We start from the raw sequence: 16172 nt of genomic DNA on the forward strand, positions 1-16172 counted from the left end.
AACTTACCACCTGCCAAATGATGATTTAGATATTAATAAATAATATGGGCGATTAAAGCAATAATCGGTAATGAAATAAGCGTACGTTCAAGGAAAATAACAAGTAAGTGCCATAATTTAACCGGTATTTTTGAAATCAGCAGCAGGGTGCCCATCTCTGTTAAATAAATGATTTGAACTAACGATAAAGCACCAATCACAAATCTTGTTATCTCTGCTTCAATTCCAGAGGCCAGCACAGCTGGTAAAAACATATCGATAAAGCCAATAATAGATGCTGGCGCAGCAGCTGCCGCTTCAGGAATCTGCAATAGATGTAAAAGCGGAATCATCGGCTGGGAAATCCAATGGAAAACAGATGTGAATTCAGCAATAATAAGAGCTATGGTCCCAATCGCCATGACTTGCGGTAATAAGACGAAAATAATTCCCAGAAATATTTCAGAGCCCTGCTTTAATTGATCTGTTAACGTGCCTGCTTTTTTTGCTCTTCTGACAGCCTGATCAATTCCCCATTTAAGCGGGGAAGTGTTTGCTGGAATTTCTTCTTGAAAATGACTTTCTTTATAATACGTATCCGGAATTCTGGAAACAGGAGGAATTCTCGGAATAATGATGGCACTTACGACTCCTGCAATCACAATCGTTAAATAAAAGACAGGAAACATATGTCCAACATTCAGCATGTTCGCAATGACGAGACAGAATGGCAGAGAGACGGTTGAGAAGCAGGTTGTAATTGCTGCTGCTTCACGTCCAGTATAAAATCCATCCTGATATTGCTCTCTTGTAAGAACAACGCCAACATTGACATTTCCGACCCATGACGCCAATAAATCAATGGCAGAACGGCCAGGCAGTGTAAATAATGGTTTAATGACTTTCCGAAGTAATGTCCCCACAAATTCCATCGCCCCAAAATTAATGAGATAAGGCAAGAGATAGGAGGCTACAAAAAACCAGACAATCAAGGTTGTCAATAATCCGAACATCACTTGACCGGTAATTTCGGAATGGATAAATGTAATCCCGGCTCCGTAGAATGTCATCACAGCGAAAATAGTTCCGAGCACTCGGACAACCATCCAGAAAAAAGATACATTAAATAAGGATGAAAGAAACTCTGAATTTACGATGAATGATGGCTTTAACAGCATTGCAATGAGCGTAAGAACAGTAGAAATAACCATTGTAAATGTAATGATACCAGGCAGGAGGTTCTCCAGCTGTTCAATAAGAAATTCAGTTATAATGCCCAGCGGTATATTAAACGTATCTCCATCCACGATGGGAAAAAGAAATATAAAAATACCAAATAAGGAGGGCAGCAAAAATTTCAGGAAATCTTTTTTGGAATGTTTTTCGGACACGATATGCTCTTCTGTTTGTTCACTATTATGGTTCAATGGTCTACCTCCTTATAAAAACGTGAGCTTATTTTTCGTTTTGAACAGCAGTCAATGCCTCTTCAAGTACTTTTATTCCTTCATCTACTTGTGCTTTTGTTACCGTTAATGGAGGAATCATCCGGATAATTTCACCGGCATTTCCGCATAAATAGAAGAGAACACCTTTCTCTAGACAGCTGTTTAATACATTCATCACAGCTTCCCCGTCAGGTTCACCGGTTTCTGCATCTTTTAGCGCAATTCCAATCATTAATCCAACACCGCGGACATCATGAATAATCGAAAATTTATCTTTTAACTGCATCAGCTGGTTAAGGGCATAATCCCCGACAGTACGTGCATTTTCAAGAAGTTTTTCTTCCTTGATGACTTCAATGGATGCCCGTGCTGCTGCGCAGGCGATGGGATTTCCGCCGAAGGTTGTTGCGTGAGAACCCATTGGCCATTGGTCCATTAATTCCTTGGAAGCAATCGTAACGCCAAGCGGCATCCCTGCTGCAATTCCTTTCGCGACAGCCATGATATCTGGTGTCACGTCAAAGGTTTGTGCTGCAAACCAGTTTCCTGTCCTGCCAAACCCGGTCTGTACTTCATCAAAAATCAATAAAATGCCATGCCGGTCACAAATCTCCCGCATTTTCTTCAGCCATGATTTAGGCGGGATAACATAGCCGCCTTCACCTAACACAGGCTCTACAATCATACAGGCAACTTCTTCCGGGTCAACCTGATGGCGGAATAAATTCGCTGCTTCTTTTTCAAGCTTTTCTGCAAAAAATACCTCTGGATCTTCCCCGGCCAGACAGTCCTCCGAATGTGCGTAAGGGAGCTGATAAGTTAACCAGGAAGGCTGAAGATGTTTTCTATATTTGCTTTTAGAGGTAGAAACGCTGAGTGAACCGATTGTCCGTCCGTGGAACCCGCCTGTAAAAGAAATTACATAAGGACGGTTAGATACATGCTTTGCGAGTTTTAGGGCTCCTTCAATTGCTTCTGTGCCGCTATTTCCAAAAAAGAAGTTATCCAGCTTGGGCGGAAGTATTTCCTGAAGCTCTTCTGCCAGCTTTAAAATAGATTCATAGATAATCACGCCGGATGGTCCATGAATCAAATGATCCGCGCTGTCTTTGATAGCCTGCACGACTTTGGGATGACGGTGTCCAACATTTTCAACAGCAATTCCCGAAGTGAAATCTAAGTATTTTTTGCCGTCTGTCCCATAGTAATAACAGCCCTCTGCCTTTACAACAGGTAAATTTGGATGGTCTTTTGCCATACTCGGAGCAAGGAAATTTCCAATCGAATCAACTAAATGCTCCCAATCTTCTTGCTTTCTTTCCATTTTAAATCCTCCATTTCATTACATTGCGATAAAACGAAACTTCATTCAGTGGGAGTTTTCGCCCTTCTCCCGCTGAATGAGCCTGAGTGATTCAGGGAGTTAGCGCCCGTTATCTCCCGCCTAAATAAATTTATTTTCGCTCTTTATTTTGAGGCGGGAGTTTTACGGGCGGTTCTCCGTGATAAAACAATTATTGCATAAGATGTATGATAAATATACATTATTATAAAAGACATAAAATATAATTTATCTAATATTTTTATAGTTATTCTAAAGGTTAGATGAAAAATAGCTTCGTTTAATTATAATACGTATTGTATAAATATACAATACGTATTTAATGGTTTTTTGAATGTGAATAAAGGGGATATTATATCGGCATCCGAGTAATAGAGATTCAACGATTCAGTATAGTTATTTCACTGCTTTAATCAATGTCCATCTGTCTCTTTCAACAACTTCTTCCATATCATCTCCAATCGAATAATCGATATAATCGCTTAAATACTGCAGCTCCCCATCTGATAATTCATGTAAAATACTGCGCCCGGCTCTGGATTGAATATCAGCGAGAAGTGCTTGTTTGTTTGGATATGTTTTTCTAATCTCCCAGAGGCGATGCGCTGCTATCTCTTTAAAACCAGCCTGCTGAAGACTTATTTTTATATCATCACTGGAGTATCTCCGTTTCTTTTCAAATTCTCTTAATCTCGGAAAAGCTTCAAAAAAGTATCCGCGGATGTGCTCTTTACTCCCTTCCAGTAAACAATCGTCCAATGTCCGGTCTTGAATAAGATAATAGCCATTGCTGTTTAATACCCTGTATGCTTCTGCAAATACGGAATCAAGACGTTTAAGATGATGGATCAATGCTCTGCTTAATATCAAATCAACACTTTCCGATTCCAGACTGGTTTTGTCTGCCAGCCCAAGCTGAAAAGAAATCCCCGGATACCTGCTGCAGCAGTTCTTCGCAACATCTAATATTGGCTTAGAAGAATCGATGGCTATGATAAAAGGTATTCCGATAGCAGCTAAAGCTTTTGAATAAATTCCGCCTCCGCAGCCTATGTCCGCAGCATGATGAATGGATGGAATATCAATAAGTTCTCTGATTTTTTCTTTCCACGCTGTATCCGCATCCCGGCCAGTATAACTGTACATATTATCTTTACTGTGAAAATCCAAATCATTCCCTCCTTGAATAGTGTTGTTATCATTCATTATAGCCTTCTTTGTTATCTGTGGATAATAGTGTTTTTTAATCGGAGGAGATAAGAAAATATGATATGGAATAGACTTAAATGGTAAAATAGAGAAAACGGTTAAAAAGGATGGAAAATAAATGGATGAACGCTATAAAATCAAATATCAAACACCGAGTATCGATGCTTTCAATCAATTAAGAGTGGAAGCGGGACTCAGCAGCAAGGAGAGGAAAGCAATTGAAATCGGCCTTCCTAATACATTATTTGCTGTGACCATTTATGATGAAGATACTTTAATTGGTCTTGGGAGAGTTGTCGGTGATGGCGGAGTTGTATTTCATGTGGTGGATATTGTTGTAAAGCCTTCCTATCAGGGGCAGGGAATTGGTAAAAAAGTGATGGAAGAAATTACGGACTATTTAGATGAACATGCCTATCAAGGTTCTTATGTAAGTTTAATTGCAGATATTCCTGCTGATAAATTATATGAACAATTTGGTTTCCAATATACAGCTCCGAATTCTGTGGGAATGTATCGGATGTATAAATAATAAAGTAATGATTTCTGTAAAAGCAGGGAACCCTTGCTGTGTTGTTAAAAGAATTCATATACCGGCTTTGCATGGTAAGTTTGGTGCCTTTGTAGTAGAATCAAAATATCTAAAAACAGATAGACTTGACTGGGTACTATTAAACAATCAAGAGAAATCATTTTCAACCTTATTTTTTAACTATTAAGAAATATATATATTAAACAATGATGGGGGAGAATGACAATGGCTCACAAGATTATTATGACAGTCGGGTATCCGGAGATGGCAAATACGATAAGACGTATTTCCAGGGAGCTTGGCTTTGATGTAGTTATTGTTGAAGGAATATTGCAAGAAGCCGCAAAAGAAGTGAAGAGAAATGTGGATACAGGTGATTATGAAGTAGTTGTCAGTCGCTCAGGTACCGCGAAGGAAATAAGTAAGATCGTTGATTTGCCAATTGTTTATAGTGACTCAGACCATTTTGACTTAGTAAAAGGATTTAAAAAAGCTAAAGAACTAGGCGAGAAAATTTGCTTTATAACGTATCCTGAAGAAGGATTTATGTTCAATTTTAAGGAAATCATTGACATTATTGGTTTTGAAGTTATGATCTTGCCTTATAAAACGCAAGAAGAATTAATTAGTCAAATAAAGTTTGCGAAAGAGTCAGGAATTGAGGTCGTGGTTGGCGGCGGAATTAGAGCGGCAGAGTTTGCCCAAAGCTATGGAATGAAAAGTATGTACCTATCCATTAGTGAACGCTCTATAAAAAGAACATTAATCTTAGCTGATAAAGTGGCTAGGGATAGAATAAGGATTAAAAAAGAGGCGGAAAGTCTGGATGCCGTAATTAATGCATCTGAAGAAGGAATTTTGTTTTTAAATGAAGAAGGAAAAATAGAGGCTTGTAATCAAGCGATAGAACGAATTTTCAATGTGAAAATAAAGGATTTAAGAAATAAGTCACCTGAAGATTTAAAGAATGATGAATTAGGAAAACTATTAAAAAACCAAAAAATATATATGGAAAAAGGGAATTTTACTTTGGGAAATATTAATATTTCTTATGAACCCGTTATTCTAAATAAAGAACGAATCGGAATAGTGATTACAGTAAGAGAAGTCAGCCAGGTCCAAAAGTTAGAGACAAAAATTCGGCGTGATCTACATAAAAAGGGATTATTAGCACGGTTTACATTTTCAGATATTACGCACCAAAGTGAGCAGATGAAATCTGTTATTCAGCTTGCGAATGAATATGCAGTAACGGACTCGACTATATTAATTATCGGTGAAAGCGGAACAGGGAAGGAGCTCTTGACCCAAAGTATTCACAATGCGAGTAATCGAAAAGAAAGGCCATTTGTTGCTGTAAACTGTGCCGCTTTGCCAGAGAATTTATTAGAGAGTGAATTATTTGGTTATACAGAAGGTGCTTTTACAGGAGCAAATAAAGGCGGGCGTCAAGGTGTTTTTGAATTGGCGCATGAAGGAACGATCTTTCTTGATGAGATTGGGGAGATCCCGTCCCATATACAAACCCGTCTGTTACGTGTTTTGCAGGAGAAAGAAGTCATGCGAATCGGGGCAGACCATGTTACGCCTGTGGATATCCGAATAGTCGCCGCAACAAACCAAAAGCTCTGGAATTTGGTACAAGAAGGGAAATTTCGATTGGACCTTTATTTTCGCTTGAGTGTATTGCATTTAAACATCCCGCCACTGTTTCAGCGGAAAGATGATATCCCGACTTTAGTTAATCATTTTTTAAGCAAGGTTAATGCTGATCAAACATTTGAAGATTTCTCAACGCAATTACAGCATTTTTTTATGACATATCGCTGGCCTGGTAATGTAAGACAACTTGAAAACGTTGTAGAACGCTACTATTTAAGAGTCCATCATACCAATATGGAAGAACAAGCATTTATGAATGAAATTTTAAATGAAACAGAGGTAGAGGAATCGCAAATAGGTGGACATGATTCAATGATTGTGGAAACCGGCACAATTGGAGAAATTGAAAAACAGGTTATTTTGCAAATGCTTGACCGGCATAATGATAATAAAACAATCGTTGCGGAAAAACTTGGGATTAGCCGGACAACGCTTTGGAAAAGGCTAAATGAAGATTAAAACGGGGATTTTTCCCGCTTTGGCACAATAATTGCTGCTCAATATATAAAAAAGAAAGGGATGAAATCATGACAGAACAGAGTAAAAATACAATGACGTACAATCCATATTGGGAACATATTGGATTGAGAGAGGTCGAATTAAAAGATGGACATGCCGTTTTGGAGCTGCCGATTATTCATGAAGTGACGCAAAGCAGACAAAATGTCCATGGGGGTGTTATCGCAAGTATGGTGGATGCAGCGGTTGGTGCAGCACTCCGTTCATTGCTTGAAGTGGGGAATGCCGGGGTCACCGTAGAGATGAAATTAAATTATTTGAGACCGGCGAATGGGAAGAAATTGATTGCTAAAGGTGAAATTATAAAAAAAGGAGGCTCTCTTGCGGTCGGTAATGCTGTCATCGAAAATGATGCAGGGGATGAAGTTGCTGCAGGGATGGTAACCTATATGATAAAAAGTAAAAAATAACGTAAAAATGCTGATTATTGTAATCAGCATTTTTTTAGTGGAAAGATTTTAAAGGACTGATTAAAGTTTCAATCTACACGATAGGAAAGAAAACGATGTATTCACTTAAAGACGAGTGAATACATCGTTTTTCTAATGAACAATATGCATATCAATTGTTCGAAATGTAAACACCATTCTTTGCACGCACTTTTCTTTTGATGAGAATACAGGCTTGTTAAATGGTATTACGCAACGGGGTCGAAGCTAATATGGAAAGTTGGCATGATAATTGCATTGTTAAAGTGACAAAGCATTCATGATTATAAAGTGAAACTTTCTAAAGCGGGTGTTTACAAAAAAACTTCGATAGGGCGAGTAATCACAATGGTTTTCAGTGGGTCGGGTTATCGCAGCCCCAGCCCCATTCCCGCTCCCGGCCTGTTACACTTCGATAAAATAAGAAGGTGGTGAACATTTCATGGAAAAAAATCGTGTAGTGGTAAATCAGAACAAAAACATAGCTTATATTCGTTTAAACGAACCTAAATCGCTAAATGCATTAAGCAATACATTAAAAGAGCAGTTGCTCTTAAAGTTAGAAGAAATTGAAAAAAATAAAGAAATAAAGCTCATCATTTTAGCTGGAGAAGGGAAATCCTTCTGTGCCGGCGGGGATTTGCGGGCCATGAAAGATCCTTATGACCCTATGGAAATTAAAAGGGGAATGGATTTATCAAAAAATATTGTTTTAAAACTTCGCAGTATGCCTAAAATCATTTTGGCTGCGGTTCATGGATATGCTGCCGGGGCAGGCATGAGTTTAGCTCTGGCGGCTGATCTTGTCTTTGCAGAAGAGGACGCTAAATTTGTGCTTTCTTTTAAAAATGTGGGGCTCATTCCTGATCTTGGTCTTCATTATCATTTATCCAGGCAGGTTGGTGAATGGAAAGCAAAGGAATGGATGTGGACAGGGAAAACGTTAACAGCAAAAGAAGCAATGCAGTATGGACTGGTGATGGAACAAGTACAAAAAGATCAATTATCCGATAGAGTTACGGAATTTGCACAAACACTTGCTGAAGGTCCGGTCGATGCCTATATTATGTCTAAATTAATGATTAACCAGTCTGCCGCAATGAGAATAGAAGATATGATGGAACAAGAAAACAATATACAATCCATTTTACGCGGCTCCACAGGGCATCAGGAAGCATTAGAGAATTTTTTAAATCGGAAAAAGAAATAGAGATATTCGTCTGGAAGGAGAAGTTTTATCACGGAGAACCGTCCGTAAAACTCCCGCCTCAAAATAAAGAGCGAAAATAAATTTATTAAGGCGTGAGATAACGGGCGCTACCTCCCTGAATCACTAAGGCTAATTCAGTGGGAGAATGAAGGAAGCAGACTAAGTTCGCAGGACTGCGATTACTCGCCCCATCGTAAAGAGTTGTGCGTCGAAAAACTCCCACTGAATGAAATTTCGTTTTATATGGAATGTAACAATATTCAGATCTATAAAGATGGGGCAATTGGAGTTATAAAAATGAATCGGCCAGATGTCAGAAATGCTTTAAATGCTATGACAATTCAAGAAATCAGCTCTGCATTAAAAAAACGAACACCTGTGTTTCAAGGGAAATAATAAAATGAACGGTGCGTTAACAAAATGAACAATAAAAGGGTATACATTGTTTCATTCGGAATGAAAAAAAAAGCTCTCAAGCTTATTATTATCATAAAACCCAACTTAAAGTTTTAAGTTGGCATGTTATTTGCAAAGGATTTATAGAGAGATATTTTTAATTAGAAGGAGAGTTGCAGATATGGATTTTAATTTGACAGAGGAACAAAAAGAAATACAAAAGTGGGCAAAAAATTTAGCGAAAGAAAAATTTTCGGATAAAGCATATACATGGGTGAGAAAAAATGAAATACCATGGGAAAATGCCAGGATTTTAGCGGAACAAGGTCTGATGGGGATGACAATTGCCGAAGAGGACGGCGGCCAGGGGATGTCATTAATTGAAGCTATTATTGTCATGGAAGAGATTGCCAAAGTCTGTCCAAGTACAGCAGATATGTTCCAGGTAGGAAATTTTGGTGCGATCCGTCAGCTTGCTGCTTATGGATCTAAAGAGCTTAAAGAAAGGACCTTACCGGGGATTTTGAATGGTGAAAAACTTATCTCTGTGGCTATGTCGGAGCCGAATGCCGGATCAGCGACAACGGATTTACAAACAAAAGCAAAAATTGTGGGGGACAAAGTAATTATTAACGGTTCAAAAGTGTTCAATACACATGGCCCTCATAATAGCTATTATGTTGTTTGGGTTCGATTTGGAGAGAGTGTGAAAACATCTGGCGCTATTTTAGTGGAGCGTGATTCTCCAGGATTTACTTTAGGTAAAACAGAAACACATATGTCGGGAGAAGAGCATAGTGCACTTTTCTTTGAAGATTGTGAAGTACCTGTAGAAAATATTTTAGTGCCGGAAGATGGTTTCAGGAAATTATTTACGATGTTTAATATTGAACGAATGGGAAATACCGCCCGGTCACTGGCACTAGCGCAAGCAGCTTTTGACATGGCAGTGGAACATGCGAAAGAAAGAGAACAATTTGGCCGTTCGATTGCAGAATTCCAGGGTATTCAGTGGAAAGTCGCTGATATGAAGATGAAATTGGATGCTGGAAGACTTCTCCTCTATCGGGCCGCAACGAATGCTGATAAAGGTGCACCAAGTCCATTGGAGGCTTCGATGGCAAAAGCGTATATTAATACAAGTGCGTTTGAAGTAGCCCATGAAGCGGTTCAAATTTTTGGTGGATACGGGTATTCTACCGATTACCCACTGGAGTACATTTTCAGAAGAGTAAGAGGCTGGATGATTGCTGGCGGTACACCGGAAATGCTCAAAAATAAAATTGCTGAAGATGTGTTTGGTATGCGCTTTAGCCAGAGAAAAAAGTAACGGAAAGGAGGTTTCATCATGTCTGAAAGCAGCTTGTTAAATAAACAGAATACAGAAAAAGAGACTTATTTTTTAATGGAGCATGAAGGGGCTGACTTAATCAGTAAATTTAAGTTGCCTGTGGCCGCTTCAAAACTTGCCAAGGATGAAACGGATGCCGTACTTTCAGCGAATTCAATCGGTTATCCCGTTGTTTTAAAAGGAATGTTCAAAGATATTGTTCATAAAACGGAGGCTGGTATCGTCAAGCTGGCGATAGAAAATGATTTACAACTAAAAGAAGCATATACAGAAATTATTGAAAATGCAAAAAAATATGATCCTTTAGCAGTCATGACGGGTGTACTCGTACAAGAAATGGCGGATAAAGGAATTGAATTAATTTTCGGTGTAAAAAGAGATCCCATATTTGGCCATCAATTAATTATCGGATTTGGCGGCACACTCGTTGAAATTATGAAGGATTTTTCGGTGCGGATGCTGCCTGTTAATGAAACTGAAGTGGAAGAAATGGTGAAGGAATTAAAAAGCTATCCCATATTGAAAGGGTATCGAGGTCAATCGGGAATTAATTTATCTGAGGTAAAAAGAATCTGTATGGGATTAAATAAATTAGTTCAAGAAAAACCGGAAATTGCAGAACTCGATTTAAATCCTGTTATTTTTAATGAAGAGAAAGCAACCATTTGTGATGTACGTATATTAATCGATGAACAAAAGGTAGAGCAAAATCAGAGCCGTTCTCTGGAGGCAGTGGAAAAAATGATCAACCCGCAATCTGTGGCAGTTATTGGAGCATCCACAAATGAAAACAAAAATGGCGGGCGTCTTTTCCGGTATTTAGTTGAAAATAAGTATCCAGGTAAATTATATCCAATTAATCCTGGAGCGAAGGACATAAAAGGATATAAAGCATATCCCAATTTAATAGATGTCCCTGGCGATGTTGATCTTGCATGCATTATTGTTTCATCAGACCGGGTTTCAGGTGTGATGAGAGATTGTATTACAAAAGGAGTAAAAGCGGCAATTATTTACTCTTCCGGATTTGCGGAGATAGGGGGAGAAGGGGAAAAATTACAAGAAGAAGTGCTTGCTCTTGCGAAAGAAGGTAATATTCGTGTATTAGGCCCTAATTCCATTGGTATTGCAAGTCCAGAAAAGCAAATTTATACAGCGTTTGGTGCTGCATTGGAATCCAAGGTAAAAGTGCCCGGCAATATCGGATTTATTTCTCAAAGTGGAGCTATGGGAAGTGCCTTGCTTAGTAAAGCGTGGGAACAGCGTGTCGGTTTCAGCCGCTGGATTAGTGTTGCCAATGAAGCAGATCTTTCCGCAACAGATTTTATTGAAGTATTGGCAGAAGATGAATTAACCAATGTCATTAGTGTGTTTATGGAAGGATTAAAGGATGCTGCTGCATTTGAAAGGGCTTCCAAAAAAGCGTTAGAAAATGAAAAACCCTTACTTATATACAAAACAGGGCGTTCGGATGTAGGCAAAAGGGCTGTTCAATCTCATACTGGTACGATTGCCGGGGATGATACGGTTTATTCTGCTGCATTTGATAAATGGGGAGCACTTCAAGTCAATCATTTAGAAGACCTTATTGATGTATCTGTTGCCCTTGATGTACAGCCGTTGCCAAATGGAAACAAAATTGGTGTGATGACCGCTTCAGGTGGGGCGTGTAGTGTGATTGCTGATTTATGCTCGGAAAAAGATTTGGATTTACCAGAATTAACAGAGGCGTCGGATAAAATTCTGGAATTAATTCCTCCTTTTGGCTCTGCGCAAAATCCAATCGATGTTACAGCGGAAATAATTGCTCAACCTGAGATGTTTAAGGAAGTTCTGGAAACGTTAACCCAAGACCCGGATATCGACGGTGTTATTGTTATGCTGACAACCAATGCAGACCCGGGTGCATCTGTTATCGCAAAAGCAATCCTTGATGTGTTTAAACGAAATGAAAAGCCGATTGTTGTGGGACGTCTTGGTGCGACAGCAATTGCCCCGCAAGCTATGGAGCTTTATTCAAATCATCATTTTCCAGTTTATTCTACACCTGAAAAAGTAGTCAATGTGATGCACTATTTAGTACGGTACAATAAATTATTTCAAAAAAAACAACGGTAGAAACATGATGTGAGGTGGTCAGGATGAAAAAAATCGCTGTTATTGGAAGCGGGTTAATGGGGAGAGGCATTGCGCTGGTAGGTCTGCTGAACGGATTTGACGTTCGTCTTCATGATATAAAAGAAACGCCATTAAAACAGGCTCAAGATTATATAGCATCTGAAATAAAAAAGGCGGTAGAGAAAGGGATTTATCAAGTGGACGTGGATACTTGTCTCGAGCATTTATCATGTTTTACGGATTTAGAGGACGCAGCGAAAGAAACAGATCTTGTGATTGAAGCAGTTCTTGAAAAGATAGAGTTAAAAATAGAGATTTTTAAAAAACTTGATGCTATCTGTCCAGCTCATACTATTTTAGCAACGAATACTTCTACCATGAGTCCAACGGAAATCGCTGCCCAAACTTCACGTCCTGAAAAATGTATCGCTATGCACTTTTTTAACCCTCCACATAAAATGAAGCTTGTGGAAGTAGTAAAAGGATTAGATACAAACAATGAAACCGTTCAATTTGTAAAGGAAATAGTTGCTGAAATGAAGAAGGAAATGATCGAAGTAAATGAGTTTCCAGGATTCGTAACAAGTCGAATGAATTGTTTAATTGGGAATGAAGCAATGAATATGTTGATGGAAGGCGTTGCTTCTGCGGAAGATATTGATAAAGCAATGAAGCTGGGATTAAATCATCCAATGGGACCGCTTGAACTCGCTGATCTTGTTGGTCTTGATACAAGGCTAAGGAATATGGAATATTTACATGAAACGCTTGGTGAAAAATACCGGCCATGTCCACTGCTCTCCAAATATGTGAAAGCTGGCAGATTTGGAAAAAAATCAGGTAATGGATTTTACAACTACAATTAAACAGAAGGATGGATACGATGCAAAATGCGGTAATTATTGATTCCGTACGCACCCCCATAGGAACACTAGGTGGAAGTTTGAAAAATATAGAAGTAGACAGCTTAGCTTCAACAGTGATTTCTGAATTATGTCATCGAACAGAGGTTGATAAACAGAGGATTGATGAAGTAATCATTGGACAGGCAAAACAGAGTGCAGATAGTTCGAACCTGGCCAGGCTTGCGTTATTAAGGGCAGGGCTTCCACATGAGATTCCGGGATATACCGTTCATCGACAGTGTGGATCAGGTGTGCAGGCAGTAAATAATGCTGTCCAGCAGATACAGCTTGGTTTATCAGATGTAGTCATTGCCGGAGGAGCAGAAAGTATGAGTACGGCACCGTATTACATGAGAAACGCGCGCTATGGTGTCGGGGCAGGAAATACCTTATTACTTGATCCAAATACAGAGAGTCAACCAAGATCACAGCCCTGGGAGGAATATGGTGAAAAGTTAACCATGGGAATGACTGCGGAGAACTTAGCGGAGAAATATAACATTTCCCGGGAAGAACAGGATCAATTTGCTGACCGCAGCCAACAGCTTGCACAAAATGCGATCGACAAAGAGGTATTTAAAAAAGAAATTGTCCCTTATAATGTATCGACTCGAAAGGAAACAAAAATCTTTGATACGGATGAACATCCGAGAAAAACTTCTTTAGAAAAATTATTAACCTTACGCCCTGTATTTAAAACAGGAGGAACAGTTACAGCAGGAAACAGCAGCGGGCGGAATGACGGTGCTTCTGCATTACTGCTTATGTCTGAGGAGCAGGCATTAAAGAATGGGTACCAACCAAAAGCGAAGATCATTGCCCAGGCATCGGCAGGCGTATCTCCAGAATATATGGGGATTGGTCCTGTTCCAGCTACATTGAAAGCGCTAAAAATTGCCAATCTTACATTGGATGATATTGGTTTAATAGAATTAAATGAAGCATTTGCGGCTCAGGCGCTTGCGGTTATAAAAGAATGGGGTATCGATGCTGATAAAATTAACGTAAATGGAGGAGCCATTGCACTTGGTCATCCGATTGGTGCAACTGGTGCTATTCTATTAACCAAACTGCTGCATGAAATAGAACGCCGCGGTGAAAGGTATGGTATGGTCACTCTCTGTATTGCCGGAGGTTTAGGAATTACTACGATTATAGAAAATTTACAAGTTTAAAAGTATTTTTTAATAGAGCGAAAGCAGGAGGGTAATAAATGGATATTTTTGTATTGATGAAACGCGTTTTTGATACGGAAGAAAAAATTATTATTAATAATAAAGAAATTGATGATAGTGATGCTGAATTTGTATTGAATCCATATGACGAATATGCAGTGGAAGAAGCGGTTCTTTTGAGGGATCAGCATGGTGGAAAGATTACGATTGTTACGGTTGGCGATGAAGACGCAGAAAAAGAGCTTCGAACAGCTCTGGCAATGGGAGCGGATAATGGCGTGTTAATTGACAATGAGGATATAGCGTATTCGGACTCTCTTACAACAGCTAAAGTACTCTCATCTTATTTAAAAACACAGGACTATGACCTTATCATTGGCGGAAATGTGTCCACAGATAATGGCTCCGGGCAAGTTGGACCAAGTATCGCTGAGCTTTTAGATATCCCGCAGGTAACGACAATTACAAACATAGAGATCCAAGGGGATACAGCAACGATTGAACGGGATGTTGAAGGAGATGAAGAAACAATCGAGGTGTCTCTTCCAGTTCTGGTTACAGCTCAACAAGGGCTAAATGACCCGAGATACCCATCTCTTCCAGGTATTATGAAGGCGAAGAAGAAACCTATTGAAAATGTAGATCTGGATGATATTGATGTTGAAGCAGAAGAGATAGAAGCAAAATCAAGGGTTACAGCAGTATTCCCGCCCGCGAAAAAAGAAGCGGGAGAAATGATTGAAGGAGAACCGGAAGAACAAGTGAAAACGTTACTTTCATACTTAACAACAAAAGAAAAAATACTCAATCAATAGGGAGTGATTAGAACAATGAAGAAAATATTAGTTATTGGTGAAATAAAAGATCAGGAGCTGCGCAATGTTTCGTTTGAAGTAATAACAGCTGCAAGAAAAGCTGCAATTGGTGGAGAAGTCGTCAGTGTACTGCTTGGTAATGAATGTGAGGAAATGGCTGGCCAATTATTTGATCATGGAGCAGATCGCGTTGTTATTGTAGATCATCCTGATTTGAACCGATATACAACGGATGCATATAAACAAGCGCTTTTGCAGGTTATTGAGAAAGAAGAACCAAACGGCATCATGATGGGGCATACATCAATAGGAAAAGATTTAGCGCCGCGGGTAGCCACGAAACTTGATTCAGGTCTCATTTCTGACGTGATAGCTATTGAAGAGGAAGATGAAGAACTTGTTTATACAACACCGATTTATTCCGGAAAAGCATTTGAAAAAAGAACGTTTGAAGATGATTTTATTTTCATAACTATTCGTCCAAACAACTTTGAATTACCTGAAGTGGATAACAGCCGATCCGGCGAAGTGATAAAATATGATGCCGAGATAAAAGATATTCGAATGATCATAAAAAATGTAGCTAAAAAAGCATCCGAAGGCGTTGATTTATCCGAAGCTAAAGTGGTTGTCGCCGGGGGACGGGGATTAAAAGATGCAGATGGATTTAACAGCTTATATGAATTAGCGGATTTATTGGGGGCAGCTGTCGGTGCTTCCCGCGGAGCATGCGATGCAGATTTTTGTGATTATTCCCTTCAAATAGGTCAAACTGGTAAAGTGGTTACTCCGGATTTATATATTGCGGTCGGTATATCAGGAGCTATCCAACATTTAGCGGGTATGTCAAATTCTAAAGTGATTATTGCAATTAATAAAGACCCGGAAGCGGATATTTTTGGCGTGGCAGACTACGGTATTGTAGGAGATCTGTTTGAAATTATTCCTATTTTAATAGAAGAATTAAAAGAATTGAATTTAGCAAAAACGCACTAAGAAGAAGTGAAAGGGAAATGTTGTCTAAATGTCTTTTTAACATCGGAGAAGGCAGGGGCAGCCTATCCTTTTCTTTCTTTTTAAAGG

Annotated in this window: 14 protein-coding genes; 11 read left to right on the forward strand and 3 right to left on the reverse strand. The window is 39.1% G+C overall.

Features of this window, described 5'->3' with window-relative positions:
- Positions 1–32: 32 nt before the first annotated feature.
- The 3 genes from BN986_RS06870 to BN986_RS06880 form a co-directional block, all read right to left on the reverse strand.
- Positions 33–1406 (reverse strand): YjiH family protein, encoded by a 1374-nt coding sequence (locus BN986_RS06870; protein ID WP_040978916.1) that lies wholly within the window; start codon positions 1404–1406, stop codon positions 33–35.
- A 28-nt stretch (positions 1407–1434) separates the two neighbouring features.
- Positions 1435–2751 carry an aspartate aminotransferase family protein gene (locus BN986_RS06875; protein ID WP_040978917.1) on the reverse strand — a complete coding sequence of 439 codons (1317 nt, stop codon included), beginning with the start codon at positions 2749–2751 and terminating at the stop codon, positions 1435–1437.
- 414 nt (positions 2752–3165) lie between these two features.
- Positions 3166–3939 carry a class I SAM-dependent methyltransferase gene (locus BN986_RS06880; RefSeq protein ID WP_244444953.1) on the reverse strand — a complete coding sequence of 258 codons (774 nt, stop codon included), beginning with the start codon at positions 3937–3939 and terminating at the stop codon, positions 3166–3168.
- 157 nt (positions 3940–4096) lie between these two features.
- On the opposite strand from BN986_RS06880, the gene BN986_RS06885 reads away from it, so the two are divergent.
- From BN986_RS06885 to BN986_RS06930, 11 genes are all read left to right on the forward strand, one after another.
- The gene (locus tag BN986_RS06885; protein WP_040978918.1) at positions 4097–4510 is read left to right on the forward strand and encodes a GNAT family N-acetyltransferase; all 414 of its coding nucleotides are present in this window, start codon (positions 4097–4099) and stop codon (positions 4508–4510) included.
- Between the two features lie 7 nt (positions 4511–4517).
- A complete protein-coding gene (locus BN986_RS26920; RefSeq protein WP_148417074.1) occupies positions 4518–4697 on the forward strand; it encodes a hypothetical protein in 180 nt (59 codons plus the stop codon).
- A 38-nt stretch (positions 4698–4735) separates the two neighbouring features.
- Positions 4736–6631 carry a sigma 54-interacting transcriptional regulator gene (locus BN986_RS06890; protein ID WP_052400672.1) on the forward strand — a complete coding sequence of 632 codons (1896 nt, stop codon included), beginning with the start codon at positions 4736–4738 and terminating at the stop codon, positions 6629–6631.
- Between the two features lie 68 nt (positions 6632–6699).
- Positions 6700–7101: a PaaI family thioesterase gene (locus tag BN986_RS06895; protein ID WP_052400673.1), complete on the forward strand. Its 402-nt coding sequence runs from the start codon at positions 6700–6702 to the stop codon at positions 7099–7101.
- A gap of 460 nt (positions 7102–7561) precedes the next feature.
- Positions 7562–8329, forward strand: coding sequence for an enoyl-CoA hydratase/isomerase family protein (locus BN986_RS06900; protein ID WP_040978919.1), 768 nt, complete (start codon positions 7562–7564; stop codon positions 8327–8329).
- A gap of 577 nt (positions 8330–8906) precedes the next feature.
- Entirely contained in the window at positions 8907–10055 is a 1149-nt protein-coding gene (locus tag BN986_RS06905) for an acyl-CoA dehydrogenase family protein (RefSeq protein WP_040978920.1), read from the forward strand.
- An 18-nt stretch (positions 10056–10073) separates the two neighbouring features.
- Positions 10074–12194, forward strand: a complete 2121-nt coding sequence (locus tag BN986_RS06910) for an acetate--CoA ligase family protein (RefSeq protein WP_040978921.1) — start codon at positions 10074–10076, stop codon at positions 12192–12194.
- Positions 12195–12217: 23 nt separating this feature from the next.
- Positions 12218–13060 (forward strand): 3-hydroxyacyl-CoA dehydrogenase NAD-binding domain-containing protein, encoded by an 843-nt coding sequence (locus tag BN986_RS06915; protein ID WP_040978922.1) that lies wholly within the window; start codon positions 12218–12220, stop codon positions 13058–13060.
- Positions 13061–13077: 17 nt separating this feature from the next.
- Complete coding sequence (locus BN986_RS06920; protein ID WP_040978923.1) at positions 13078–14274, forward strand: thiolase family protein; 1197 nt, start codon at positions 13078–13080, stop codon at positions 14272–14274.
- Between the two features lie 38 nt (positions 14275–14312).
- Positions 14313–15089, forward strand: coding sequence for an electron transfer flavoprotein subunit beta/FixA family protein (locus BN986_RS06925; RefSeq protein WP_040978924.1), 777 nt, complete (start codon positions 14313–14315; stop codon positions 15087–15089).
- A 15-nt stretch (positions 15090–15104) separates the two neighbouring features.
- Positions 15105–16085 (forward strand): electron transfer flavoprotein subunit alpha/FixB family protein, encoded by a 981-nt coding sequence (locus BN986_RS06930; protein WP_040978925.1) that lies wholly within the window; start codon positions 15105–15107, stop codon positions 16083–16085.
- Positions 16086–16172: the final 87 nt, after the last annotated feature.

Origin of the sequence: Oceanobacillus jeddahensis (genome assembly GCF_000750635.1) — a bacterium.
Lineage (GTDB): Bacteria > Bacillota > Bacilli > Bacillales > Amphibacillaceae > Oceanobacillus > Oceanobacillus jeddahense.